A 26413-nucleotide genomic window follows, 5' to 3' on the forward strand; every position below is an offset into this window, starting at 1 on the left:
TCAGAAAATACTTTAACCGAAAAAAGAACCCATGTATTTACAATTGTAAATGATAGGGGTTCTTTTTTTCATGCATGGAAATCAGCTATTTTACTAGATGAAAAAGGTGATCGAGAAATCTTGTTTATAAATGTCGAAATCTTTTGAAAGAATGATTGACAGACGCTAGACGTGAGTTATAATGAAATTAGCAAATGTTCAACACAACATTACATAATTTCAGAACACAAAATCTAAAGATGAACAAATGCAAATCTTTATTTTTACAAAAGAATGTAATCGCTTTCTTTTGTGTGGAAAATAGGGTGGAAAGCTGTGAGAAGAGTTTCAGAATTTTATTACTTTAAAAATTAGGTGAATGATCAATGGCGGATGAAAAGATCTCGCGCCTGGTGGAAGTGGCTAAAATGTACTATCAATTAGACTACAGCCAACAGGAAATTGCGAAAAAGTTAGGTATTTCCCGCCCCACCGTCTCCAGGCTTCTAGTCCAGGCTGTTGATGAAGGAGTAGTCCATATAAAAATATGTGACCCTGCTGAAGATGTTCAGGAACTGGCAATGCAGATAAAGGAAAACTTCAATCTAAAGCACTGTATTGTTGCGTCTATTCCGGAATATAAGGATGAATTAATCAAAGAGAAGCTGGGAGAGGTTTCCGCAGATTATTTATATGGGATTGTCCAAAGCGGCGATACGATTGGAATTACCTGGGGTACAACTTTATATCAACTAGTGAAACAAATTCAACCGAAGAATGTAAAGGATGTAACGATTGTCCAGCTAAATGGTGGGGTAAGTTACTCTGAGTCAAATACGTATGCATCAGAAATCATTAATGGTCTTGCCAATGCTTTTCAAACGATTCCTCACTTCTTGCAGGTACCTGCGGTTGTTGATCACATTGTTGTTAAGCAGGCAATTATTGCAGACCGTCATGTTAAGAGAATATTGGAATTAGGTAAACAGGCTAATATTGCGATTTTCACTGTGGGAGATCCAGGTGAACAATCAACCCTTATGCATGCGGGCTATTTTTTAGAAAGTGACATTGAAATTCTTCGGGCCAATAAAACGGTCGGGGATATATGTTCCAGATTTATTGATATTAATGGCCATATTAGTCATGAAACATTAAACGATCGCACGATTGGGATTGACCTCTCCCATTTAGATGAAAAAGAATACGGCATACTCATTGCTGGCGGAAACACAAAGGTCGAAGGGATATATGGTGCGCTAAGAGGCCGTCATGCGAATGTCCTGATTACCGACCAGTATACTGCTAGGGCATTACTCGATATCGGGGGTGATCAAATTTAATGAATAAGGAAAAAATTAGAGAAATCGTCGAAGTGATGGTAAAAAACTCACTCCAAAAAGCTAAGATGGTTCCAATCGCGGCATCCAACCGGCATATTCATTTATCACCCGAATATGTCGAACGCCTTTTTGGACGAGGTTACGAGCTTTCGAGGTTAAAGGACTTGTCACAGCCCAATCAATTTGCTGCGAAGGAAACTCTTACACTTATCGGTCCGAAAGCGAAAATACGAAATGTCCGCGTCCTCGGGCCAGCCAGAGGCAGCACACAGGTGGAAGTGTCGTTATTTGATGGGTTTACATTAGGAGTCAAGCCGCCCATTCGTAACTCCGGGGATATTAACGGTTCCGAACCAATCACCATACAAGGGCCGCGGGGACAAATTATCATAAAAGAGGGCTTGATCTGTGCGGCCCGCCATATTCATATGCACACGAGTGATGGAGAATCGTTTGGTGTAAAGGATGGTGACCTTGTTCAAGTAAAAGTGGACGGAGTCCGCGGGGTTATATTTACAAATGTCCTGATTCGTGTGTCTTCTAAATTCAAACTGGAGATGCATATTGACCTGGATGAAGCGAATGCAGCCGGGATCAAAAATGGACAATTGGGTGAAATTATAGCCATTGAAAGCCGAAAACAAGTGGGTGAAGAGTAATGCTGGTGGATGTTAGAACGCAGGTAAAAATGCTCGTCCAACAGGCAGTTGAAGCTTACTTAAAAAATGAACTGCATACGAACAAGGATTCTTCGATTGCTATTCTTTTAGGTTATCAATCTCTAAATCCATCAATAGTTTTGGAAACGGTTTCACAACTTCTTGATACATATGATGTAACGTTACTCTTAACAAAAGAATGGCTCCCTTTACAAGAACCATGGAACGGGGTGCCCTTTGTCTTAATAGAAGAGACGGACCAACAGGAATTAGGTACGTTGTTAGAAAAATCATCTGTCCTCGTTGTTCCCCAACCATCATATAGCTTGCTCTCAAAGCTTTCATTAACGATTGATGATGAGGACCCGGTATGGATAGCCATCCAATTCCAATTGCTTGGAAAGCCAATTGTTATGGCTAACAACGATGTTGAACCTAATGTTTACCAACAAATCCATGCACCACATTCAGTCCAGGATCGTCTTCAATCATATATTAGGCAAATCCAAACCGATCAGGTGAAATGGGTGCCTCTCAATAAGTTGGTGAAGGCAGTGGATGAACAATATGCCGCCTACCGGGAAAAGCAGTCTCTTATTCTAGCAAAGCACGTGGAAAGAGCCTTTCAAGATGGACTTAAAGAGATTGAGGTTCCACTAAAGAGCCGGATAACGCCTGCAGCGAAAGACTTGGCACGAGACTTAAAGATTCAAATAAAACAGATTGATTCCTCGAAAGGAGGGACGCTATGATCATCTGTAAAGTGGTTGGTTCAATTGTTTCCACCACTAAAGCTGAGAAATTAAAAGGAAAAAAACTTATGATCGTCCAACCGCTTGATATGAAAAGTATCGAGGAAGATGGAAAACCGCTTGTTGCAATTGATACGGTTGGATCAGGTGTGGGCGAAGTCGTTCTACTTGTCAGTGGCAGTTCAGCAAGACAAACAGAAATGACCAACGGCGTCCCCGTTGACGCAGCAATCGTAGGGATTGTTGATCAAATTGAAATTCAAGGGACCTTAACCTTTAAAAAAGGAGGTAACTAATTTTGCAGATAACTGAAATCGATATCAAAAAAATGGTTGAACAGGTCCTCAATCAATTAGGCCAAAATCAAACAGACGACAGCCATGTCACCTCCCTTCCCGATGTCAGGTTAGGCAATGGGGTGTTTACAACTGTTGATGAAGCAGCCGCTGCAGCAAGACTAGCTTGGGAAAAGCTTCGAAAACTTCCTATGGCAACCAGACGGCAAATGATCGAGAACATGAGAGCAGTAAGTCGCAAGCATGCAGAAGAGTTAGCGAAGCTGGCTGTGGAAGAAACAGGTCTTGGAAGAGTAGAAGATAAGATTGCTAAAATCCTTTTGGCAACAAATAAGACACCTGGTGTTGAGGATTTAATCAGCACGGCATATTCAGGTGATGATGGCTTGACACTAGTTGAATATGCTCCGATTGGCGTATTTGGTTCCATTACACCTTCAACAAACCCTGCAGCAACCGTTATCAACAATTCCATATCATTAATTGCAGCAGGTAATACGGTTATATACAACCCGCATCCAAGTGCGAAACGTGTTTCGATTAAAACGTTACAGAACTTAAACCAAGCAATTGTTGAAGCAGGCGGGCCAGAAAATGCGCTCACTTCTGTGGCAGCACCAAATCTTGAAACATCTGCACAAGTCATGAATCATCCACAGGTAAATGCACTTGTTGTCACAGGCGGCGGACCTGTTGTCAAAGCTGCGATGGCCGTTGGTAAAAAAGTGATTGCGGCTGGTCCGGGTAACCCGCCAGTTGTCGTTGATGAGACAGCGATTATCTCAAAGGCAGCATCAGATATTGTCAAGGGCGCAAGCTTTGATAACAACGTTTTATGTACAGCTGAAAAAGAAGTGTTCGTGGTTGACAAGGTAGCCAATGCCCTTAAAGCAGAAATGGTCAAAAACGGGGCAATGGAGCTGAAAGGCTTCCAGTTTGAAAAGGTGCTTGAGAAAGTCCTTGTGAAGAAAAATGATAAGTTTTATCCAAACAGAGACTTTATTGGAAAAGACGCTCATGTGATTTTACAAGCTTCAGGTATACAGACAAGTCCTGCTGTAAAGCTGATTATTGCTGAAACAACAAAAGATCACCCATTGGTGATGACAGAAATGTTAATGCCAATTGTACCAATTGTCAGAGTTCCTGACGTGGATAAAGCGATTGAGCTTGCGGTAATTGCTGAAAAAGGAAACCGACACACAGCAATCATGCACTCGCAAAACATTACCAATCTAACGAAGATGGCGCAAGAAATTCAAGCAACCATTTTTGTGAAAAATGGACCATCCGTCGCTGGCTTAGGCTTTGAAAGTGAAGGGTTTACTACTCTAACCATCGCCGGACCAACAGGTGAGGGATTAACCAGTGCGAAAACATTTACGCGTCAGCGCCGCTGCGTTTTAGTAGATGGATTAAGAATCATTTAGTGAGGTGTGTACATTGGCTAAGACAAAAGAAGAAAAAATAGTCACTTCAAAAGATGAACAAGTAAAACAAAAATTAGAGGTTACTAGAGGAGGAAATAAAATGGGTCAAGAGGCTTTAGGAATGATTGAAACAAAAGGTTTAGTAGGTGCAATTGAAGCAGCTGATGCGATGGTGAAAGCTGCAAACGTTTCTTTAGTAGGCAGAGAATTAGTGGGAGCAGGCATTGTGACAGTTATGGTCCGTGGTGATGTTGGTGCCGTAAAAGCTGCAACTGAAGCTGGGGCTGAAGCAGCACAACGCGTTGGTACGCTTTTATCTGTACATGTTATTCCGCGTCCAAACGGCGATGTAGAAGGTATTTTACCGAAAGCAGAATAAGGTGAATGTAAATGGAACAATCCATTGAAAGCTATATTAAAAATCTAGTAAGAGATGTCATTGGTCAGTCTCTAGGTGAACTTCAGCTTCAGAGTGATCGGCAAACCTATGTGATTGCCAACTGGAAAATGAATAAAAACCTTAATGAGACCGCTGAATTTTTCCAAAAAATTAACAGCAGCCAGGACGTGTCGGTCGTTATTTGCCCGCCAGCCCAGCTGTTATACCCTGCCCATTTATTGATCAAACAATCCGGTAAGGCGATTGGATTGGGTGGGCAAAATGTTCACTGGGCGGACAAAGGGGCCTACACGGGAGAGTCATCAGGATGGATGTTGAGGGATGTTGGCTGTGAGTATGTCATTATAGGCCATTCTGAACGAAGGCAATACTCATATGAAGATGATGAGTTAGTAAACAAAAAGGTTCTGCATGCGATTAAATCTGAGCTTACGCCGATCATCTGTATTGGCGAAACCTTAGGACAAAAGAACGCATTACAAACGGAACAGGTTTTAGAAAAGCAACTTTGTGGTGCTTTAAAGGACATCGATTCTAGTCATTTTATTCTTGCCTACGAACCGGTTTGGGCGATTGGCACAGGGCAATCGGCAACTGCTGAATTAGCCCAGCAAACCCATGCTTACATCCGGTCCATCTTAAAGAAAATAATCGGTGAAAAAGCTGAGGGCATTTCGATTTTATATGGCGGCTCAGCAAACGAACACAATGCAGCTGATTTCAACGCTATGCCTGATATCGATGGTGTCCTCGTTGGCGGAGCTAGTTTGAATGCCCAGTCTTTTGATGGAATTATTAATGTATTTGCCAAAGGAGAACAAAATTCATGAAAAAAGTTGCGATTGGTTGCGACCATGGTGGATACGGACTTAAAGAAACGTTAAAAGCCTATTTAACTGAATTAGGCTATGAATATTTAGATTTCGGCTGTAAAGCTAATGAATCAGTAGACTATCCGGATATCGCCTTTTTTGTGGGCGAAACGGTAGCCACAAATGATGACTATGTCGGGATTATGATGGATGGTGTCGGTATTGGCAGTGGGATGGTATTAAACAAGATACCCGGTGTCCGCGCTGCCGTTTGCTGGGATTTATCTTCAGTTATTAACAGTAAAGAGCATAATAACGCGAACGTTTTATCGATTGGCGGTCAATTTATTGGAGAAGGCCTTGCCAAGCAATTAGTGAAAGCATGGTTGGAAACAGAGTTTGCCGGCGGCCGTCATGATCGTAGAGTCACAAAAATTATGGAAATCGAAAGTCGGTTCATGGGTCGGAATTAGCACTATATCAGAGATTCGCTGATAAAACCTTCAGTATCGCTGATAAAAGTGATTTATCGCTGATAAAAATAAATTAACGCTGATAAATGGTTTAGTTTCGCTGATAAATAGTATTTTATAGAAAAATAGGAGAGTTAAACTCAGAGATTTATAGAAAAGAAAGCAGGTTTGAAAATGTTTGTAGCCAAAGTGATTGGAAATATGGTTTGTACGCATAAAGATGACAATTTAAAAGGTTTAAAGCTGCTGATTGTCCAACCAGTAGATGTGCAATTGAATGACAAAGGCAAACCACTTGTGGCTATTGATACGATTGGACAATCAGGAGCAGGAGACCTCGTGTACTTAGCAAAAAGCAGAGAATCCTCCTTACCGCTTAATAAAGATTTAGTAGCTTCAGATGCTGGAATCTTAGGAATAATAGACTACTATAATGTGACCAAACGAATGGAGGAATTATAAATGAGCAACGCATTAGGAATGATCGAAACTAAAGGTTTAGTTGGAGCAATTGAAGCAGCTGACGCAATGACAAAAGCAGCCAACGTTACCTTGCTTGGTAAAGTGAATGTTGGCGGCGGGTTAGTATGTGTAATGGTGCGAGGTGATGTAGGTGCGGTAAAGGCAGCCACTGAAGCAGGTGCGGATGCAGCGCAGCGTGTTGGCGAATTCTTATCTGTTCACGTTATTCCAAGACCCCACTCTGATATCGAGAAAATTCTTCCTGTTGCAAAATAATGAAACTAGCAAAAGTGGTTGGAAATGTCGTAGCAACGATAAAAACACCAAGTCATCAAAATAAAAAGCTGATGGTTGTCATCCCTGTTGACGCATCTGGTAAGGAATGCGGCGATGCAATGATTGCCTTTGACCGGTTTTCAGCAGGAGCTGGCGATTATGTTCTCATACTAGAAGAAGGTGGATCGGCAAGAGACATTTTAGAAGACCCAAAAGGATCTTTCGATGCAGTCATTGCCGGAATCGTTGATCGATTATATTAATGTGAGGTGAGCACGATGCAAATGGAAGCATTGGTAGAACAAATTACAAATCAAATTATGCAGCAACTAACGAATAAAGAAACGCTGAAAGAAGTGAAACCTGTTACTTCTGGAAACGTGACTTACAAAGAAGGATCATCATCCAATATTATTACGGGACCATCTGTCGCTCGGATGATTGACCATACATTATTAAAGCCTGAAGCATCTAAAGACCAAATTGTTAAGATTTGTGAAGAAGCAAGAGAACATAAATTTGCAACGGTCTGTGTGAATCCCTATTGGGTGGCAACAGCAGCCAAAGAATTAAAAGGTTCTGGAGTAGGGATTACCACGGTTGTTGGATTTCCGCTAGGTGCAACGAGCACATTTGTAAAAAGTGCCGAAACTCGTGACGCAATTGCAAATGGTGCCACGGAAATTGACATGGTCATGAACATTGGTGCCCTGAAATCCGGTGACTTTGAGACCGTGAAAAAAGATATTGAAGGTGTTGTTTTAGCAACGAATGGTCATGCACCTGTTAAAGTTATTATTGAAACTGGCCTTCTTGAGATCGAAGAAAAGAAAAAGGCTTGTATTCTAGCAAAAATGGCCGGTGCGGCTTTTGTGAAAACATCAACTGGGTTCGGACCTGGCTGTGCTACAGCTGAAGACATTAAACTTATGCGTGAAGCAGTTGGCCCGGATATGGGTGTGAAAGCTTCTGCTTGTGTCAGAGATTTAGATACAGCTAGAAAACTAATCCAGGCCGGTGCGACAAGAATTGGTGCAAGTTCTAGTATTGCAATCATTACGGGCGGCCAAGGTACAGGTTATTAATAGGATATTTATTAATTTCAAAAGGGGAAATTTAGGTATTTCATGTGGCAATTATTGCAAAGTGGAATATTCAGATTTCCTTTCTCCTCTACTAGTAAAAGCATTGTATAAATTTAAATAGTTTAATATAATTGTATTATTAAAATGAAATCGCTTACATAATAAGGGGTGCTAAAATGAACAATATTGGACATCAACTAAAGAAAATGCGATTAAACCGTGAAATTGAAATTGAAAAACTAGCTTTGCTTTCAGGATTAAATGCTGGAACGATTGTAGCCATTGAAGAAGGCGAGTTGGATGTACAAGTTTCCACTTTAGCAAAGATTTCTGATGTTTTGAATTGCTCCTTCTCCATTGGAGACGTCTCAATCTAAATTATATTAACTAAAAAATCGCCGTTAGGCGATTTTTTTTAGTCATCGTTGTTTTCTTCTTCTAGGTCTAAAACGGAAATTGCCACTACTTTCATTGTCACTTAAGTTATTAACCACTGGAGCAGCATCAACATAATTATTTTTCACTTTTTTAGGCGGGACTACCGCCGCTTTAACTATATTAACCTCATCAACCTGATTAACCACATCTGCAACTACTACTTCATTCCCCAGTTCTGGCTGTTTGTCTTCCGCCTTTTCAATTTCATATAGAATAACTTCAATTTCATTAGTAAGAGTTGCAACATCCGTACTAAAAGGTCTAACTTCATTATTTAAAGTTACAGCATCAGTACTAAAATATCTATCTTCTGTACTTAGAGTTTCAACTTCAGACACAGCCTCTTTTATTTCATCCATTTCCCCGAAAACCTCATGAACTCCTTCAACTTCAGTAACATTATTCTCATCTTCATAACTTAATTCCGATTCAGAATCATCTACTTCAGCAATTTCTTCCTCTTCGAGTAAGAGTTCTTGTTTTACTTTTTTTATTTTTCCTAGTGCAATTGTTCGCTTAACTGCAATTCCAATGATTTCATCAATTAGAGCAGTGAATTGATCAAATTCTACATTATTTTCGCCGCTTTTTTGAATGATATTTAGAAAATCTTGATGAAATAGGTTAAATTCTTGTTCGAACTGGTCACGATCCATTTCTCGGAATGATATCCCTTTAATCCGAATAAATCCATAAATTAGTTTACTTAATAATTTGGAAACGGCTTCTAATTCCTCCTGTTTCACCTCCGAATCATTTGTTAAATAATAATGGACATCCCGGAGTGTTTGATAATAACTCTTAAAATTCCGGCTTATTTCTAGGAAATCTAAATTACCCATTAGAAATATCCCTCCGTATCTATTTAATGTATAATATTTTGAATCAGCGTAAATTTCCTTTTTTATTAAGGATATGCATATAGAAGGGATTATTCTAATGAAGGTGATAAATTTTATAAAAGAATGGCAGCAGGCCCTCCAAAATGAGATCCTCCATTTAAAAAAATATGGCAGTAATAAATTTTTTGTTACGAATGGCAGGCTGCTATCGGCAGAGGGATCCTATACCTACTACTTCGATACCGCGCTATCGATTCGAATACCTATCGGTTCTCAGGTTCGGCTCGAGTGGGGAAGCATGAAACAAAATGGACGTGTTCTCTCCTCTGAAGGTAAAGGAGTGATGCTTGCCATGGAGCAATCCTACGGAGATTTAATTCATGAGGCACAGCTTTTTCATGATCCATGGGAACTGCTCGAACAGCTGATTTTGCGTTTGGATGAGATAAAGAAAAATAAGCAAAAACGAATCAGAGTGAAACGGTTGATGGCCCCATCGATGCCTGCTAAGCATCCAATAGAAAAAAGTAAAAGCAATGTTCATGAACTCGTTTTACGTTCCAAGTACAATCCAGTGACCTTTGTTTGGGGGCCACCTGGAACAGGTAAAACCTATACCTTGGCCCGGGTAGCCGCTAATAAGTATTTTCAGGAAAAAAAAGTCTTGATTTTATCGCACAGTAACCAAGCAGTCGATGTCCTCATTAGTGAAATATCAACCTTTATTCAAAAAAAAGGACGCTTCCGTGCAGGGGATGTGCTACGCTATGGATTCAATACGGGTGAGCAACTTGCTAATCATCAAGCGGTTACGACTAGTCAGCTCCTTCAAAAAGACGATCCCTTGCTTGCGGAGGATAAAGACAATTTATTAGCGGAAAGACGGAAACTGAAGCTAGATATCGCCCGTTCTTTTAGCAAAAGGGACACCAATCTGTTGCTAGAGCTTGAGACCAAGATTGCCAGGGTCCTTGAAAAGATTCGCCAAAAGGAACTTGAATTTATTAAGGATGCGTTCATTGTCGGGACGACTCTTGCCAAAGCAGCTGGTGATTCAGCCATTTATGAAAAGGAATTTGATCTTGTCATCCTTGATGAAGCCAGTATGGCTTATGTCCCACAGGCGGCTTTCGCGGCAACACTAGGAAAGCGTGTTATTATTTGCGGGGATTTTAAACAATTACCACCGATTGCATCTTCTAGAGATCCGTTAGTGACAATGTGGTTAAAAGAGGATATCTTTCATCGCGCAGGTGTGGTCGACTGGGTAAAGGACGGGATGCTCCATCCGCATTTATTTTTATTAAAAGAGCAACGGAGAATGCATCCTGATATTTCAGCGTTTACCAATCAATACATTTATCATTCGCTTGTCGGCGATCATGAAAGTGTTCAAAACAGCAGGAAAGCAATCGTCGAACTTGCACCCTTTTCAGGCAGGGCCGCTGTTCTATTGGATACAAGTTATCTTGGGGCACATTGCATGACAGAAAAGGCATCTAATTCTCGCATGAATATATGGCAGGCGTTATTGTCTTTTCAATTAATCCATGAGTCATACGTCGCCGGGGCACGGTCGATTGGGTATGTCACCCCCTACCGTGCGCAAGCTAATTTAATGGAACTAATACTGGCGGATTTATACGCCAAAGAACTTTCGTCAGCTGATATCATCGCTGCGACCGTCCACAGATTTCAAGGCAGTGAGCGTGATGTGATGGTTTTTGATACGGTGGACAGTGAACCGCAAACACGGGCAGGGATGCTGCTGACCGGCAAGGACAGTGAACGATTGATCAATGTGGCCATCACAAGAACAAAAGGAAAGTTCATTCATGTCAGCAACCAATCATTTATCCGAAAACATATCTTCCCTCGTAAAACACTGAGGCAACTAGTGGACCAACAGGTGAGTAAACAGCAAACAGTTGGAACAAAGGATATTGGAAAATGGATTAAGGAGCAGCATCCACGATTAGATTGGATCCATGCACTTAAGTTAGACAAAGTATTCAGGGATCTCGAATCAGCTAAAAAATCAATCATTCTTTCTTTACCAGAGCAAACCATACTAACTGAGGAATGGAAGAATCATCTGGCAAAAAGGAGCCCGTTTGTAAAATTAACTGTTTTGACAGGCGGCGATACATTTGCAACGATTCAACCAGATCAACTGTTGAACGAAAACTCATCGTTTCCATTTATCATCATTGACGAGCATCTTTTATGGCTGGGTTTACCATTAGAGGCGGTAAAAGGGGTCCATCCACCCTATATTTCAGCAAGACTCCATTCGGAAAAAGTATGTGAGTATTTAATCGGACAGTTTCAGACTCGAGAGTAGTTATTAGGATAAGTTCAGAGTGGAGGGGCACACACTTATATTTGACTAAATAGGCTAATTGGAGTAAAGTTTGACATAATAATCTAACTTAGCTAAAATTAGATTATATAATCTAACTATTTTAGTTAAAGGGGAAAACAAATGAATTATCCGATATCGATTTTTATTCTTGATGTCAGCGATTCATCCACAGAAAAGATGGGGGAGGCACTTACCGTTTATTTGGATGAATTGGTCGACTGGATCACTGAATGGACTAAGAATATGGGTCCGATACAAATAAAACATCGTGCTGGAGATGAAATTATTTTTGTGGGACCTGGTTATTCAACCGCTTATACGATTGCCTTTTTTGTAAGCAGGGTATGGAAGTTCAAGAATCATATGCCTTATTTTGGCTTGGCTTTTGGGGATATAGAAAAAGAAATAAAGGAAGTCGATCTTGAGAAATGGATTCATCCTTTGGTTAAACAAGCAAGATATGCGAATGATTTAATCAAACAAGAAAAAAATCGAATGCTCTTTAAATTCGAACTTGATCAGTTCTACCCAAGTGAAGTTAATCCCTCGTTACCGTATCACCAGTTCAGAAATGAATTTGAGACACTTATTAATGGATTATTGCACTTACAGCTAAAATTTATCAAGAAACAAACCGATATCCAGGAGACCGTATGTTCACTTTATCTCATTTTAAACCAGCAAAAGGTGATTGGAAAGCTCCTTGGTAAAACATCTCCGACGATATCGAGTCATTTTAAAAAGGGAAATAGTGAAGAAATCCTAGATACTTTTTCAAAAATTATTAGTATACTGCATTCGTTACAAGAAAAAGCGTATCTTGAACGTGCAACCCATCCTCGAGATGTTAATAAGAACCTAATAACAAGCATCCGGAATCATTTGAAGCTGAAATTGAAAACATTACTTGATTCCTAGATTCAATCATAGAGAGAGGAGAAGCCATGTTATTTCTCAGTCTAGTCCTTGCTCACTTTATTGCGGATTTTTATTTACAAACAGATGACATGGTCATTGAAAAACAAAAGAATTTAAAAAAGCATGTGGTTCATCATTTACTATTGACGGCAATTGTTTTAGGCGGTGATTGGATTTTTCAGTTTAATTTTGAAAATCCCATTAAAAACTTGTTGATCCCGTTGATATTTATCGTAATCACGCATCTTTTAATTGATCTTATAAAGATTAAGCTACTTTATCATACAAAAATGAATAACGAAGAAAACATGAAGCGGCTAGGGTTCTTTGTAATAGATCAGTTACTTCATATCGGTGTGATAATTTTAGGATGTGAGCTCTGTTTTAATTTTAATCTAGTCAGTTATTTTCAACAGCCAGGGGGACTGGGTTTAATGGAGTCTGCCCTGTTTATGTTCATCATGTTCATCTTAGCAACCACTGTCAGCGGGCATATGATAAAAATTCTCCTAGGCACTTTACCAAACCAGCTATTAACGTTTGAAGGGAAATATTCTTTTAAAAATGAACGAAAAGAAGCAGACTTTGTACATATGGGGAAAAAGGGTTTAACCGAGGAATATAATTATACGATTTTTAGTAAGCATGATCTTTCACGGGGGAAATTAATCGGCTATATTGAGAGATTACTAGTATTATTGTTAACTTTCTATAGTGCCTATCCAGCGATCGGGTTTATCGTGGCGGCTAAGTCCATAGCCCGCTTTAAACAAATGGATGATCGGGATTGGGCAGAATATTTTTTGCTCGGAACACTTACCTCCATGTTTCTGGGAATGACATTGGGAATTTTATTAAAGGTGGTGTTGACGTAAAAATAAATTAGTTTTACGATAAACTCATATTCTAGTAAATCGGTTCCTGTTCGCTTTGTTTTTATTTATTTAAATTATCAAAAAAATTATATTGACTTTTTGCTGAATTCTGAGGATAATCAAATAAATCGAATTTTAAAAATGTATGGGATTAGTAAATCTTTGGAACGTGATAGAGAGTGAAACCCGTCCGGCTGAAAGGTTTCTCACGGAAAAAAGTTTGAACCTGCCCTAAACAAACTGCTTATGCAAACATAAGCCGTCACCCTCGTTACGGGTTCAAAGTGGGTGCATGGCATCAATAAAGGTGGTACCGCGGAAACGACTTTCCGTCCTTTTTTTTAGGACAAAAGAGTCGTTTTTTTATTTTATAAAAAAGAAAGGTTCGGTACGGGATGAAAAAACAACTAGTGGTTGTAAAGATTGGGAGCAGCTCGCTCACCAATGCCTCCGGGACAATTTCTGAAAGAAAAATACGAGATCATGTTGAGGCACTTGCTTGTTTAAAAGAGCAAGGGCATGATGTCATTCTTATTTCATCAGGAGCGGTTGCGGCTGGATTTGGCCCCCTTGGCTATCCAACGCGTCCAAAAACGGTTGCCGGGAAACAGGCTGCCGCAGCGGTGGGTCAGGGATTGTTAATGCAAAATTATATTCAATTGTTTAACGAGTTTGCCATCGTACCAGCCCAGATTCTATTAACTCGAGAAGATTTTTACAGCCAAGTGCGGTTCCATAACCTCTTTAATACGATTCATGAGCTGCTTCAAAAAGGTGTACTACCGATTATTAATGAAAATGATTCGGTTTCGATTGAGGAATTAACCTTCGGAGATAATGATATGCTATCCGCACTAGTGAGTGGTTTTTTACATGCGAATGCCCTGATTATTTTAACGGATGTCAATGGTCTATATGATGGCAATCCGAAAGTAGCAAAAGATGCAAAAAAATATCATTTTATAGCTGAAATATCTGATAAACTCCTCGGTGTGGCCGGAGAAAGTGGTTCTTCCGTTGGAACAGGGGGAATGAAATCAAAACTACTTGCTTCCAAAAAGGCTCTTTCCCTTGGTGTCAGCGTCTTTGTCGGTACCGGTGCCGGAAAAGAAAAACTGGTTGATATTCTAGCTGGTAAGGGGGACGGGACATATATTGGCGGACCATTCCAAACGCAAATGCAAATGAGAAAGCAATGGATTGCTTATCACTCCCAGGTCGGCGGTGTGATTGAAATTGATGATGGGGCGGAAAAGGCGATTGTCTTCCAGGGTAAAAGTTTACTACCTGTTGGCGTTACGAATGTTATTGGGGATTTTAACGCATTAGATGTTGTCGTAGTCCGGAATCAAAAAGGAAAAATTGTCGGTAAAGGGCAAATCCATTATTCCTCTAAGAATCTATTGAAAATAAAAGGCTTACCGAGTGAACAGTCAAAAGAGTACTCGATTAATAAAAAAGCCGAAGTGATTCATCGCGATAATTGGGTCACAATGACAAAGGAGTGAAAACGAATGAGTGAGTTAATAGAAAAAGCCAGCAAATTAAGAAAAGCCGCCAAACAAATGGGGATTCTGTCAGCGGAAGCAAAAAACACAGCTCTTTTGGTAATGGCTGAACATTTATTGACGAAGAAAGAATGGATCATCGCTGAAAATGCCAAAGATATTGAAGCGGGAAAAGAAAAGGGGTTTACAGAGTCGCTCCTGGATCGTCTTCTTTTAACAGAAGCAAGAATTGAACAAATTGTTGCTGGGGTTCGTCAATTAATTGATTTGGAGGATCCAATTGGTGAAACGATTGAAGCATGGGAGCGTCCGAACGGGTTACAAATTGAAACGATTCGGGTTCCGCTAGGGGTAATAGGAATGGTGTATGAAGCACGTCCCAATGTGACCGTGGATGCAGGAAGTCTTTGTTTAAAAGCTGGAAATGCGGTTCTGTTAAGAGGGAGTTCTTCCGCCATCCATTCCAATAAAGCGCTCGTTCATGTGATGCACGAAGCCCTTGCGAAAACATCGATTCCTGTTGATGCCGTCCAGCTTTTGGAGGACACGAGCAGGGAAACAGCATCCGAAATGTTTAAATTGAATCAATACCTAGATGTCCTCATTCCACGAGGCGGGGCGGGGTTAATCCAAACGGTGATCCAAAATGCCACCGTTCCAGTGTTGGAAACGGGTGTTGGTAACTGTCATGTTTTCATTGATGAAACAGCCAAAGAAAACATGGCAATCGATATTGCGATTAATGCAAAATTGCATCGTCCATCTGTTTGTAACGCTGCCGAAACCGTGCTTATTCATAAAAACTGGCCTTTTGCAGACGAGCTTCTAGGTTCTCTTCATGACCGAGGTGTGGAGCTGCGCGGGGATACTGAATTAACATCAACCTATTCATTTGTAAAACCAGCAACAGAAGAAGATTGGTCTTCTGAATTTTTAGCGCCAATTTTGGCCGTTAAACTAGTGAGTGATGTAAAGGAAGCGATTAATCATATAGATCATTATGGAACAAAACATTCTGAGGCCATCATCAGTGAAAATCCTGATCACGTGCGTTTGTTCTTCCAGACAATCGATGCCGCCGTGTTATATCATAATGCCTCAACACGATTTACGGATGGGGAGCAATTTGGCTATGGGGCAGAAATCGGAATTAGCACACAAAAGCTCCATGCACGTGGGCCAATGGGACTCCGTGCACTAACAACAACAAAAGCGATTGTCCGTGGCAGTGGACAAATACGGTTATAACTCCTTTTTATTGACGCAGATTATGCGTCAATTTTTTTGATTTCTGTTATAATTAGAATACAAACATACATTCTAATAATAACTTTTTTAATAAGTTGGTGTTACATGTCAGAGTCAATTCATATTTCCGTAAGAACGCTTGTTGAACATGTGTTTAAGAGTGGAAGTATTGATTCACGTTTCCGCACTCAATCGACCCTTTTGGATGGGACAAGGATACATCAAAAAATCCAGAAAACCTACCACGATGGGGATCAAAAAGAATTGTACCTCCGTGCGGAAGTCCCGTTTAATGAGCTTTCTTTCATTATTGATGGCAGGTGTGATGGGCTGTTGTTTCGTGATGGCGAGGTGATTATTGACGAAATCAAATCATTCCAAGAGCCATCTCCGCAGCGTGATCAAGAGGGTTTCCCGGTTCACTGGGCACAAGCAAAGCTATACGCCTATATGTATGCAAAGGAAAATGACTTACAGGAAATTTTTGTTCAGCTTACCTATGTCCAGGTAGATACACTTGCGAAGACTTATTTCAAACAGAAGTGCTTGTTTTCTGAACTAGAAACATTTGTTCTGAAAGTGATTGAAGACTACTCTCCATACGCGAGACTGCTTGATGAACATCGAAAAAAACGAAACGAAAGCTGTAAAGAGCTAATTTTTCCTTTTGAAACCTATCGTGAGGGACAGCGGAAATTAGCCGGGGTGGTTTATAAAACAATTTTAGATAAAAAAAATCTATTTGCTAAGGCTCCAACAGGGATTGGCAAGACGATATCGACTCTTTTTCCTTCAGTTAAGGCAATCGGGGAAGGACATCTGAACCGTGTTTTCTATCTTACGGCGAAAACCATTACCCGAACAGCGGCCGAAGAGGCATTTAAAAAAATGCAAACCCGCGGTCTTTGTCTAAATACGGTAACCATTACTGCTAAGGACAAGGTTTGTTTTAAGGAAGAAACCATTTGCCAAAAGGATTCTTGTGAATTTGCAAATGGCTATTATGACCGAATCAATGATGCGATTCTTGATATCTTACTTAATGAAACAGCGATGACGCGTGAAGTAATTGAAAAATATGCAAGGAAACATACAATTTGTCCATTTGAATTTTCCCTCGATCTTGCCTATGCAGTCGACTGTATCATCTGTGACTATAATTATATTTTCGAACCTCGGGTATCTCTGAAGCGTCTTTTAGAAGAGCAAAAAAAACAGACCGTACTCCTCGTCGATGAGGCACACAATCTGGTGGACCGTGGTCGAGAAATGTTTTCATCCTCTTTAAACAAAGAAATATTTCTTCAATTAAAAAAGGAGTTTAAAGGTGTCAATAAAACAATCTCTGAGGTAGCAAGTAAGCTAAATGCTTGGTTTATTTCATTGAAAAAGGAACATCCGGATACACAAGAATTCACCATTGATCAGTTGGGAGAAGAACTAATTGAACCTCTGATTCAGTTTCTAGAAAGCGCAGAACAGGCCCTTCAAACGGAAACGTCCCAAAATCTGTTGGAAGCCTATTTTATCGTAAATAACTTTTTGAAAATTACCGAACTGCTCGATGAACATTATGTAATCTACGTTGAAAAAATAAAAAACGATGTAACAGTAAAGCTTTTTTGCATGGACCCTTCTAAGCTTCTCAAACAAATGGGAAAGGGTTATCGATCAAAGATCTTCTTTTCAGCGACACTGTCACCTTTATCCTATTATCAAGATATTCTTGGTGGGCAGGAAGAGGATTATGCACTCTCCATCCCTTCACCCTTTTCAAGTGAACAGCTCGAAGTTATGATCAATCCAGTGTCTACCCGCTACCGGGATCGGGAACGGACGAAGGAACACATCGTATCTGTAATCCAATCATTGATTCAAAATCGGCCCGGAAATTATTTCATCTTTTTTCCATCCTATCAATACCTACTATCTGTCTATGAGCTATTCAAACAAAAAGACCCAATAACCAATACCATCATCCAAGCATCAGGGATGACCGAAATCGAAAGGGAGGACTTTTTGGGGGCTTTTAAAGCGAATCAACCAGAAACCTTACTGGGTTTCGCTGTCCTTGGCGGCATTTTTTCCGAGGGTGTTGATTTAATTGGCGATCGCTTAAATGGGGTGGTGGTTGTCGGTGTAGGATTGCCGCAGCTGTGTTTTGAACGGAACCTCATTAAGGATCATTATAATCAAAAAGACAAAAACGGTTATGACTATGCCTACGTATATCCCGGCATGAATAAAGTCCTGCAAGCAGGAGGAAGATTGATTCGCTCGGAGGAAGACCATGGAACGATTGTATTGATTGATGACCGATTCCTCCAACGTCAGTATCAAAATCTCATGCCACTAGAATGGCAGCACTATACGGTTAGTTCAAAAAAGCACCCTTATGGGCAATATCCATAAGGGTGCTTTTTGTCTTAAATGAAAAATGTGCCAGAGACCATAAAGCTAAAAAGGGACCCTAGTACTAAACCTATTGCCGCAAAAAAAGTTAGGATGGCACCGTGGACTTGATTACGCTCAAGAAAAGTCATAACTCCCATGAATACTGCTCCTACACCAAACAATAGCGGCATAAAAACGAGCGAAATGGCAACGAACAGCCACCCTAATACGGCATACATTATCCCCTTACTTTTACTGGTAGAAGCTGCTTCATGATGAAGAGTTACACTCCCGCAACTTTGACAAACATTTGAGTTAACCACCTCGAAGGACCCGCCTGAAGGATTAAACACTTTACCCACTCCATTCCCTTTGCTTTCTAAATGACTGAATATTATAAAAATTACTATTAGATTACCATATTCTGATAATAATTCAAGTGAAACACATCATTATATTAAAAAAAATTGAATTTTTATCCATTTTTTTAATAAAAACCTAGTTTCTAATACGCAGATAATAATTATTTTTGCTAATTAGGGGACATTATTGAAATTTTTACATATAATTAAAGAAAAGTTGCACACGGTAAAAACTTTAAAGGTGGGGAAAGAGAGATGGATAAACCTAATATTATTAAACTCGTGAATGGACAAAAAGGAAATTTGATAAAAATAACTGAGTTAAATCTAGAAGGGGTTATGAGAAGAAGATTATTAGATTTAGGATTTGTGACTGGAGCACTTGTGGAGGTTATCCGAAAAAGTCCATTGGGAGACCCGATTGCTTTTCGTGTCAGTCAAACAACGATTGCCCTCCGAAGAGAGGAGAGTTCTAAAATAGAAGGGGAGCTGGTATCTAATGGGGAATGAATACCGAATTGCCTTAGCGGGAAACCCGAATACGGGAAAAAGTACCTTGTTCAATGCCTTAACCGGCCTTAGACAGCATACCGGAAATTGGGCTGGTAAAACTGTTTCCCTTGCGCAAGGGAGTGTTCAGTTTAAAGATAAAATCTTTCAATTAATTGACCTGCCAGGAACCTATTCACTTTTTTCAAATTCAACGGACGAAGAAGTCGCACGTAATTATATTGTGTTTGAAAAACCGGATGTGACCATTGTAGTACTTGATGCGACATCCTTAGAACGAAATTTCAACTTAGCTCTACAAGTCTTGGAAATGACAACTAACGTGATTATTTGTATAAATTTAATTGATGTGGCGGAGGAACAAGGCATTAACATTAATGAGCGGTTGTTAACTAACCGGTTAGGGGTCCCAGTTATCAAAATTTCAGCCCGAAACAAAAAAGGTTTCCCGATGCTGCTCGATACAATTGACCGGATTGTAACGGGAGCAATCGAATGTCATCCGGTTCAGATGTTCTATCCGGATGACATTGAAGCAAAGATAATGAAAATAGAACCAAAAGTACGTGAAGTTGTGGGAGATCATTTATCTTCTCGCTGGGTAACTTTGAGATTACTGGACGGAGACGAGGCCTTACTAAATGAAATTAGTAAACGATTAGTGCCGGAGGAGGTTTAGCGCTATGCGTATAGAAGAATTATTTGCAGAGGCTCAGGAGTTATCGACCTCTAAGCTGAGAGATGACATTGTCCAGCATCTTTATGACCGCAGTCATAAATTATGCGGCGAGGGAATCACCTACACAAAATCGAAAAGGGACACTCGAACAGAAAAACTAGATGAGATTTTCACCTCACCTATTTTGGGTTTTCCCATTATGCTAATCATGTTAGGGGTTTTGTTTTATTTAACCATCGCTGGGGCCAATGTACCATCTGCAATGATCGCTGAGTTTTTTGGATTTTTAGAGGGATATATTACCTCATTTTTTACCCTTATTCATGCACCTGATTGGCTGCACGGGATCCTGGTCCTCGGATTATACCGAGGCACGACATGGGTTATAAGCGTGATGCTGCCGCCAATGGCCATCTTCTTCCCATCATTTGCCCTGTTAGAGAATTATGGGTATTTGCCAAGGGTAGCTTTTAACATGGATCGTCTCTTTAAAAGAGTCGGTGCCCATGGGAAGCAATCATTAACAATGGCCATGGGATTTGGGTGTAATGCGGCTGCCGTTATTTCCACGAGGATTATTGAATCCCCAAGAGAACGGATGCTAGCTATTTTAACAAACAACTTTGTTCCGTGTAATGGCCGGTGGGGAACATTAATTGTCTTGGCTTCGTTATTCATGGCAGCTAATTTTACTGGAGGACTTAAATCACTCGTAACAACAGGCGTTATTGTTGGCATTGTTCTTATTGGAATAATCGTTACGTTCTTTGTATCTTGGGTTTTATCTAAGACATTATTAAAGGGAATACCAACACATTATACGTTAGAACTTCCACCATATAGAAAACCAAAGATTTTTGATACGGTCATTCGCTCTTCTTTAACAAAGTCCTGGTCCGTATTAGTTCGAGCGGTTAAAGTTGCCGCACCAGCAGCGATATTAACTTGGGTGTTCGCGAATATTTATATAGGTGATACAAGTATCCTAATGTATGCCGTCGAGTTCTTAGACCCGTTTGGAAAAATGCTCGGCCTTGATGGTTATATCATGATGGCATTTATCTTGGGATTACCCGCCAACGAAATAGTTCTTCCCATTCTCTTGATGGGTTATTTATCAACGGGTTCACTGACTGAAGTGGATAACTTAGTGGATTTGAAGCAAATATTTCTAAACCATGGCTGGACATGGCTGACAGCATTGAATATGATGTTATTCTCGTTGCTACATTATCCGTGCGGCACAACCCTGCTAAATATTTATAAAGAGACAAAAAGTAAGAAATGGACATTTCTAGCCTTCCTTATCCCGACCGTTATCGCGATCCTTGTTCCACTTATTATTACGCAAACGGTGAGATATTTTGGTTTACTTTAATTACAATGTTAAAAGGGACTGACACGTTTGTCAGTCCCTTTTATATATTCGTTTAATGGTTAATAAGTAGAAAGAAGGGCTTGATGGGATTTGAACCCACAAGACACACTGCAGTCCACGAGATGGGACTTCAGGTTGCTCTACCATTTGAGCTACAAGCCCTGATTTTATTTTGACCAAGTATCTCAAATATATCCTTTTCATTTAAAAAAATTAATCTACAATCATCTTCCATGGCAATAAACGACTCAAATAAGGTAACAGGAACCATGACAAGATTTGGAGAACCATCGACTGCAATGATAATTTTTCCCTCTGATAAGCCAGCAGCCACCCGATCTACTCGTTCAGTTGAAATGGATTGAGGAAATAAAGAGTTTGTATTGTCCTCAATCATTGAAGAAAGATAAGCGCTGTCCTGTATATGATCATATTGAACATTGCTGATTCTTTGGACAACCGTGTTCACATTTTCCGGGTCCGCAATGCCATCGATATAGAGAACCGCAACATTTGTTTTTGATAGTTTTCCGACCTTCATTTCGATTACAAGCAATTCAGGCACAGGTAACCGCTTTCGAATCAAATTAATATTGATGTCTAATTCTTCAATAAAACCTACTTGTGGTCCAACAGCGGAGGACTCCAATGTTGTTATGCTAACATCCCGAAATTTACTGTTTGCTATATTGATTAATAAACATTCTTTATCTTGTTCATGCTTTTGAAGTGCCAGGAATCCTTGCATGATGCTTTCGATGATTTCCTTAGAATCTTTTGTAAAATTAATCTCTTGTACAGGAATTATGCTTTTTAATTCCTCTAATGATAACTTCTCCTGCAAAAATGGCAAAACATCCTGATGGAGGATATCAGATGAAATCAGTGTCCGATAGTATGAAAGCCAAAAAGGAGTTCCCTCCATTAAGGAAGTATGCTCGTGAATGAAATCATTTGATTGTGATAAACGTTGGAGCCAATCTTGGTTCTCTGAGTTATTAGCGTTTGTTTCTGAATTTTTCATAAAATCCCTCAAAAAACTTTTTCTCTCATTATGTGTAGAATAGGGAATCTTATGCAATATATCCCATGTTTGTTAAGCAAATATTAGGATAGATATGGATAAAGAAGAATAATAAAAAGTAAAAAATGAGAAATTAAGTAGGCAATAACTTATACTTTTGAGCGAATATTGTTGAAAGTTGGTGAAAAGCTTGAGAATATTCATGGTAATTTTATTTTCTATTTTATTAGGAGGCTGCTCATCTGGTCATTTGAGTGACGAACATCAAGTCCATCCCACTTCACCATCAAAATTTGAAGATGTCAACAAACATAAAAATAAAAAAGGAATCATGAACTTCCTATTAATTGGGAGCGATTCACGAGGTGAACCTCAATCTTTTTCAGATGCAATCATTATTGCCCAATATGTTCCAAAAGAAGGGAATATCAAGTTAATCTCCCTGATGAGAGATAGTTATGTGAAAATCCCGGGGTACTCAAAAGGGTACGATAAGCTTAACAAGGCTTATTTTATAGGTGGAAATGATTTATTAAAAAAAACCATTTATCAAAATTTCGGAATGCAAGTGGATCATTCCATTTCCATTGATTTTGAAGGATTTGCAAACTTCATTGATCTGATTGCGCCAGAAGGTATTACTGTGAATGTTAGTCAAAAGATGATTGACGATTTTAACATGGAAGTTAAGCCTGGAGAAAATGCGCTAAAGGGAAGAGAATTATTAAAATATGTCCGGTTCAGACATGATGCCGAAAGTGATTTTGGCCGGGTAAAACGACAACAGGAAGTCATCCTTAAGGTAAAGGAACAATTGAAAAATAAATTCAGTCATATGGAGTCGCTGGCAGCGCTGCCGGATTTTGTGGAGGAAAGTTTAAATCATGTGGATTCAGATATGGACAAAGGGGAGATTTTATCAGTCTTATCTAAACTAGTCTTTTATCCGATTAAGAATATCGATAGTTTACGGATACCCGTCCAAAATAGCTTTGAAAATAAAACCTATCCCCATGCCGGTGCTGTTCTAGAGATAAATCTGGAAGAAAATCGAGAGGCATTAAAGGATTTCTTACTAAAGCCTTCTCCGGTTAATAGAGAGTATCATTATTAAGAACAAAAAGCAGACAAACTCAAAGAGTATGTCTGCTTTTAATATGAAACCTATCTTTTCAATTTATTGATTTCTTCCGTTACGACAAACGCAAGGTCATCATTTCCAAATAACGCTAACACTCCAAGCAAGGTTTGGTCGCTCACTTCACCCGCTTCGTCTTTTGGAACAGTTAACTCAATGGCTTCTTTTAGGGCAGGATTAGAGGCTTGATTGGGATAAGCGCGTAAATACAACTCTTCTGGATCAAGATCATGGTTCACGCACCATTGAGCAAAGACAAGAATCATCATTTTCTCTTCTCCGCGATAGTTTTCGATAATCTTTTCCTCTAACTGTTTTTGGTTCATCTCAAGGTCTCCTTAGAATTCATTATGAATTTATTATATAAGATTTTTGTCGAATATATAGTGGAAATATATAAATTCGAATGAAACCCATTCATTTATGGGATAATGTTAAAGGTTATACTTTTTATATGAAAGGGGAACGTATAAATGAGTAAGGTCGAAGTAGGCGAAATTTTTACCATAAGTGATGAAAATGATGAGGAACAAGAAGTCGAAGTGTTAGGAGTCTTGACGATCGAAGGAAATGATTATGTGGCTGTGGGATTTGCGGAGGATGTTAGACAAGAATCAGATGAAGATATTGATATCTTTTTTCTGAAGGTCGATGATGATGGTGATTTTTCCGCCATTGAAAGTGATGAAGAATTCGACAAAGTTTCAGCAGCATTTGACGAAATGATGGACGAGGAAGAAGGAACAGAAGAATAAAATGCTTGGGATAAGAGGGATTCATTCGTCTCTCTTTTTTATTTTATATGAATTCAATTGGGAAATTTATGTATGTATAAATTCTTTCTTGGCATACTACTGATGAAGAACATCTATAAAGGAGTAATGTAATGTTAATTGAAGAAGGTACAAAATATCAAATTTCCCCAGGGATTAAAGGTTTTTTCAATTCAGCTGAAACGATGACGGTCAAAAATTATAATGGTATCACTGTACAATTTACTCTAGCAGACAGCAAAGGCCATGGCTCCATGCCAATAGAACATTTAAATTATTTATTAAAAAAATCAAACCTAACCCAAATTCCAAGTAAACGCATATTACTTAGCACAGACAATACTGAAGAGCAGATTAGCTAAAACACTCTGGAGTGGAAACCTATATGGAACTTAAGAAACTTACTCTCCAAGATACATCAATAGCATACATAGATAGCGGGACAGGGGAACCCATTATTCTTCTGCATGGTTTTTGTGGAAGTTCTCAATATTGGGAACATGTCATACCGGCATTATCAGCCGATTACCGGGTGATAGCTCCTGATTTGCCTGGGCATGGACAATCTGATCCTTTAGAAGGTAACAGTAGGATTGAAAATATCGCCGATCAAGTAAAAAGCCTGATCGATAAATTAAATTTACCTAAAGTGACTATGTTTGGTCACTCGTTAGGAGGCTACATCACGCTTGCCTTCGCAGAAAAATATAGCGGCCAATTAAATGGGTATTCACTTATTCATTCAACCGCCTTTCCAGATTCGGAAGAAGCGAAAAAAGGCAGGCTAGCTAATATTGAAAAAGTAAACCAGTCTGGAATCTACTCGCTAATCGACGGTTTGGTACCAAAACTTTTCTCGCCGGAAAACCAGGATGAGAATTACGTGGGTGAAGCGATGGAGATAGGTTATACAACTTCAGCAGAGGGTGCAATAGATGCCCTAAATGTGATGAAGGACCGGCCAGACCGTAATCATGTATTAGAAGCTTCTACACTGCCAGTTCTTTTAATAGCAGGGGAACAAGATCAAATTATCCCATCAGATAGGACTTTTTCGGTTAGCAAAGCCAATATTAAACAGTCAGTAATCAAAGATTCGGGCCATATGAGTATGTATGAAAATCCTATGGATCTCATTTCAGAAATTCAAAATTTTTTATCAACTCTATAATGGTTAGTAGAGGAACCAAGCTGGTTCCTTTCTTTGATTTGTATTCTAATAAAAAACAAATTTTCACATTGGGAGAAAAAATAATTGACGAACTATAAGATGAAATGTTATCTTATAAACAACAAAGGTTCATATCTAAATACAAAATAGAGAGGATGATGAAAATGATGGCACCGATGATTTATGAACTTCGTAAGCCGGCGCAAATTGATCCAGCTAAAACCTATCCGGCATTGTTTCTCATGCACGGGATTGGAAGTAATGAGCAGAACATGTTGTCTTTAGTCAATGGATTAGAAGACAGCTTTTATATTTTCAGTGTTCGCGGGCATCTTCCTCAACCCCCAGGTTTTGCCTATTTTACCATTCAAGGGTATGGAAAACCGCATCGGGAAGTGTTCGATGAAGGAGTTAGTAAACTATCCAGCTTTATTGATTATGCATGTAGCGAATACCCGATTGATAGGAGTCAATTGTTTTTACTAGGCTTCAGCCAGGGGGCAATTCTATCAATGACTTTAGGATTAGCATTGGGGAATCGAATCAAGGGGATTATTGCACTTAGCGGCTACATTCCAGCTTTTGTTAAAGAAGAGTACAACATTAAGCCAGTTGATCAGCTATCTTTGTTTATTTCACATGGCGAAATGGATCAAGTTCTTCCATTTGATTGGGGTTTGGCAAATAATGAGTATTTCCGTGAGTTGGGGGCAAATGTCACCTTTAAGACGTATCAAGAAGGACATACCGTTTCAATGGAAAACCATAAAGATTTCATGCAATGGTTAGCAGAAAAAGTAAAATAATAAAAATATAAAATGAC

Annotated in this window: 31 protein-coding genes and 1 tRNA gene; 27 read left to right on the forward strand and 5 right to left on the reverse strand. The window is 39.5% G+C overall.

The features are described from left to right. Window positions 1-365: 365 nt before the first annotated feature. From deoR to RCG22_RS02605, 13 genes are all read left to right on the forward strand, one after another. Window positions 366-1322, forward strand: coding sequence for a DNA-binding transcriptional repressor DeoR (deoR, locus tag RCG22_RS02545; protein ID WP_308105587.1), 957 nt, complete (start codon window positions 366-368; stop codon window positions 1320-1322). Further along, window positions 1322-1981 (forward strand): phosphate propanoyltransferase, encoded by a 660-nt coding sequence (pduL, locus tag RCG22_RS02550; RefSeq protein WP_308105588.1) that lies wholly within the window; start codon window positions 1322-1324, stop codon window positions 1979-1981. Before deoR ends, pduL begins: the two co-directional genes overlap by 1 nt. A 5-nt stretch (window positions 1982-1986) precedes the next feature. Next, on the forward strand, window positions 1987-2733 hold the full coding sequence (locus tag RCG22_RS02555) for a hypothetical protein (RefSeq protein WP_308105589.1): 747 nt from the start codon (window positions 1987-1989) through the stop codon (window positions 2731-2733). After that, window positions 2730-3029 (forward strand): EutN/CcmL family microcompartment protein, encoded by a 300-nt coding sequence (locus RCG22_RS02560; RefSeq protein ID WP_066254981.1) that lies wholly within the window; start codon window positions 2730-2732, stop codon window positions 3027-3029. The genes RCG22_RS02555 and RCG22_RS02560 overlap by 4 nt, the downstream gene beginning before the upstream one ends. A 2-nt stretch (window positions 3030-3031) precedes the next feature. Beyond that, window positions 3032-4459, forward strand: a complete 1428-nt coding sequence (locus RCG22_RS02565) for an aldehyde dehydrogenase family protein (protein WP_308105590.1) — start codon at window positions 3032-3034, stop codon at window positions 4457-4459. A 100-nt stretch (window positions 4460-4559) separates the two neighbouring features. Beyond that, entirely contained in the window at window positions 4560-4838 is a 279-nt protein-coding gene (locus RCG22_RS02570) for a BMC domain-containing protein (RefSeq protein WP_066260038.1), read from the forward strand. Window positions 4839-4849: 11 nt separating this feature from the next. Then, window positions 4850-5689, forward strand: a complete 840-nt coding sequence (gene tpiA / locus RCG22_RS02575) for a triose-phosphate isomerase (protein WP_308105591.1) — start codon at window positions 4850-4852, stop codon at window positions 5687-5689. Then, window positions 5686-6144, forward strand: a complete 459-nt coding sequence (gene rpiB, locus RCG22_RS02580) for a ribose 5-phosphate isomerase B (protein WP_308105592.1) — start codon at window positions 5686-5688, stop codon at window positions 6142-6144. Before tpiA ends, rpiB begins: the two co-directional genes overlap by 4 nt. A gap of 174 nt (window positions 6145-6318) precedes the next feature. Next, entirely contained in the window at window positions 6319-6606 is a 288-nt protein-coding gene (locus RCG22_RS02585; RefSeq protein WP_166258160.1) for a EutN/CcmL family microcompartment protein, read from the forward strand. After that, window positions 6607-6882, forward strand: a complete 276-nt coding sequence (locus RCG22_RS02590; RefSeq protein ID WP_026567441.1) for a BMC domain-containing protein — start codon at window positions 6607-6609, stop codon at window positions 6880-6882. Beyond that, on the forward strand, window positions 6882-7145 hold the full coding sequence (locus RCG22_RS02595; RefSeq protein ID WP_166258166.1) for a EutN/CcmL family microcompartment protein: 264 nt from the start codon (window positions 6882-6884) through the stop codon (window positions 7143-7145). Before RCG22_RS02590 ends, RCG22_RS02595 begins: the two co-directional genes overlap by 1 nt. Window positions 7146-7319: 174 nt before the next feature. Then, entirely contained in the window at window positions 7320-7967 is a 648-nt protein-coding gene (gene deoC / locus RCG22_RS02600; protein WP_308107071.1) for a deoxyribose-phosphate aldolase, read from the forward strand. 176 nt (window positions 7968-8143) lie between these two features. Beyond that, on the forward strand, window positions 8144-8344 hold the full coding sequence (locus tag RCG22_RS02605; RefSeq protein ID WP_308105593.1) for a helix-turn-helix domain-containing protein: 201 nt from the start codon (window positions 8144-8146) through the stop codon (window positions 8342-8344). A gap of 42 nt (window positions 8345-8386) precedes the next feature. Here RCG22_RS02605 and RCG22_RS02610 read toward each other — a convergent pair whose 3' ends face one another. Then, window positions 8387-9247 carry a hypothetical protein gene (locus tag RCG22_RS02610; protein WP_308105594.1) on the reverse strand — a complete coding sequence of 287 codons (861 nt, stop codon included), beginning with the start codon at window positions 9245-9247 and terminating at the stop codon, window positions 8387-8389. Window positions 9248-9344: 97 nt separating this feature from the next. Here RCG22_RS02610 and RCG22_RS02615 point away from each other — a divergent pair, with 97 nt between their 5' ends. The 6 genes from RCG22_RS02615 to RCG22_RS02640 all read left to right on the forward strand — a co-directional run bounded on the left by RCG22_RS02615 (window position 9345) and on the right by RCG22_RS02640 (window position 18573). Then, window positions 9345-11591 carry an AAA domain-containing protein gene (locus RCG22_RS02615; protein WP_308105595.1) on the forward strand — a complete coding sequence of 749 codons (2247 nt, stop codon included), beginning with the start codon at window positions 9345-9347 and terminating at the stop codon, window positions 11589-11591. 141 nt (window positions 11592-11732) lie between these two features. After that, complete coding sequence (locus RCG22_RS02620; RefSeq protein ID WP_308105596.1) at window positions 11733-12530, forward strand: hypothetical protein; 798 nt, start codon at window positions 11733-11735, stop codon at window positions 12528-12530. Window positions 12531-12556: 26 nt separating this feature from the next. Continuing rightward, window positions 12557-13405, forward strand: a complete 849-nt coding sequence (locus tag RCG22_RS02625) for a DUF3307 domain-containing protein (RefSeq protein ID WP_308105597.1) — start codon at window positions 12557-12559, stop codon at window positions 13403-13405. A 395-nt stretch (window positions 13406-13800) separates the two neighbouring features. Continuing rightward, complete coding sequence (gene proB / locus RCG22_RS02630; RefSeq protein WP_308105598.1) at window positions 13801-14913, forward strand: glutamate 5-kinase; 1113 nt, start codon at window positions 13801-13803, stop codon at window positions 14911-14913. A gap of 6 nt (window positions 14914-14919) precedes the next feature. Further along, the gene (locus tag RCG22_RS02635; protein WP_308105599.1) at window positions 14920-16161 is read left to right on the forward strand and encodes a glutamate-5-semialdehyde dehydrogenase; all 1242 of its coding nucleotides are present in this window, start codon (window positions 14920-14922) and stop codon (window positions 16159-16161) included. A gap of 105 nt (window positions 16162-16266) precedes the next feature. Then, window positions 16267-18573 carry an ATP-dependent DNA helicase gene (locus RCG22_RS02640; RefSeq protein ID WP_308105600.1) on the forward strand — a complete coding sequence of 769 codons (2307 nt, stop codon included), beginning with the start codon at window positions 16267-16269 and terminating at the stop codon, window positions 18571-18573. 14 nt (window positions 18574-18587) lie between these two features. On the opposite strand, the gene RCG22_RS02645 is transcribed toward RCG22_RS02640, so the two are convergent. Then, a complete protein-coding gene (locus RCG22_RS02645) occupies window positions 18588-18908 on the reverse strand; it encodes a hypothetical protein (protein ID WP_308105601.1) in 321 nt (106 codons plus the stop codon). Window positions 18909-19172: 264 nt separating this feature from the next. Here RCG22_RS02645 and RCG22_RS02650 point away from each other — a divergent pair, with 264 nt between their 5' ends. Genes RCG22_RS02650 through RCG22_RS02660 form a run of 3 tightly spaced genes read left to right on the forward strand, consistent with a single transcriptional unit; the run spans window position 19173 to window position 21484 of the window. Continuing rightward, window positions 19173-19427 (forward strand): FeoA family protein, encoded by a 255-nt coding sequence (locus tag RCG22_RS02650; RefSeq protein ID WP_098260535.1) that lies wholly within the window; start codon window positions 19173-19175, stop codon window positions 19425-19427. Beyond that, complete coding sequence (locus RCG22_RS02655; protein ID WP_308105602.1) at window positions 19417-20106, forward strand: FeoB small GTPase domain-containing protein; 690 nt, start codon at window positions 19417-19419, stop codon at window positions 20104-20106. Before RCG22_RS02650 ends, RCG22_RS02655 begins: the two co-directional genes overlap by 11 nt. Before the next feature lie 4 nt (window positions 20107-20110). Then, a complete protein-coding gene (locus RCG22_RS02660; RefSeq protein WP_098260537.1) occupies window positions 20111-21484 on the forward strand; it encodes a nucleoside recognition domain-containing protein in 1374 nt (457 codons plus the stop codon). A gap of 75 nt (window positions 21485-21559) precedes the next feature. Here the strand turns inward: RCG22_RS02660 and RCG22_RS02665 are convergent. Continuing rightward, a tRNA-OTHER gene (locus RCG22_RS02665) sits at window positions 21560-21646 on the reverse strand. After that, window positions 21615-22508 carry a spore germination protein gene (locus RCG22_RS02670; protein WP_308105603.1) on the reverse strand — a complete coding sequence of 298 codons (894 nt, stop codon included), beginning with the start codon at window positions 22506-22508 and terminating at the stop codon, window positions 21615-21617. The genes RCG22_RS02665 and RCG22_RS02670 overlap by 32 nt, the downstream gene beginning before the upstream one ends. Before the next feature lie 202 nt (window positions 22509-22710). Between RCG22_RS02670 and RCG22_RS02675 the strand changes: the two genes are divergently transcribed. Next, the gene (locus RCG22_RS02675; RefSeq protein WP_308105604.1) at window positions 22711-23622 is read left to right on the forward strand and encodes an LCP family protein; all 912 of its coding nucleotides are present in this window, start codon (window positions 22711-22713) and stop codon (window positions 23620-23622) included. Between the two features lie 50 nt (window positions 23623-23672). Here RCG22_RS02675 and RCG22_RS02680 read toward each other — a convergent pair whose 3' ends face one another. Further along, window positions 23673-23972, reverse strand: a complete 300-nt coding sequence (locus RCG22_RS02680; protein WP_308105605.1) for a hypothetical protein — start codon at window positions 23970-23972, stop codon at window positions 23673-23675. Window positions 23973-24119: 147 nt separating this feature from the next. Between RCG22_RS02680 and RCG22_RS02685 the strand changes: the two genes are divergently transcribed. The 4 genes from RCG22_RS02685 (at window position 24120) to RCG22_RS02700 (ending at window position 26396) form a co-directional block, all read left to right on the forward strand. Further along, window positions 24120-24401, forward strand: coding sequence for a DUF1292 domain-containing protein (locus tag RCG22_RS02685; protein ID WP_308105606.1), 282 nt, complete (start codon window positions 24120-24122; stop codon window positions 24399-24401). A gap of 131 nt (window positions 24402-24532) precedes the next feature. Then, window positions 24533-24781, forward strand: a complete 249-nt coding sequence (locus tag RCG22_RS02690; RefSeq protein WP_308105607.1) for a hypothetical protein — start codon at window positions 24533-24535, stop codon at window positions 24779-24781. 23 nt (window positions 24782-24804) lie between these two features. After that, window positions 24805-25590: an alpha/beta fold hydrolase gene (locus tag RCG22_RS02695; RefSeq protein ID WP_308105608.1), complete on the forward strand. Its 786-nt coding sequence runs from the start codon at window positions 24805-24807 to the stop codon at window positions 25588-25590. 155 nt (window positions 25591-25745) lie between these two features. Further along, window positions 25746-26396 carry an alpha/beta hydrolase gene (locus tag RCG22_RS02700; RefSeq protein WP_308105609.1) on the forward strand — a complete coding sequence of 217 codons (651 nt, stop codon included), beginning with the start codon at window positions 25746-25748 and terminating at the stop codon, window positions 26394-26396. The last annotated feature ends 17 nt before the right edge of the window (window positions 26397-26413 follow it).

This window comes from Neobacillus nitrireducens (assembly GCF_030915405.1).
GTDB lineage: Bacteria > Bacillota > Bacilli > Bacillales > Cytobacillaceae > Neobacillus.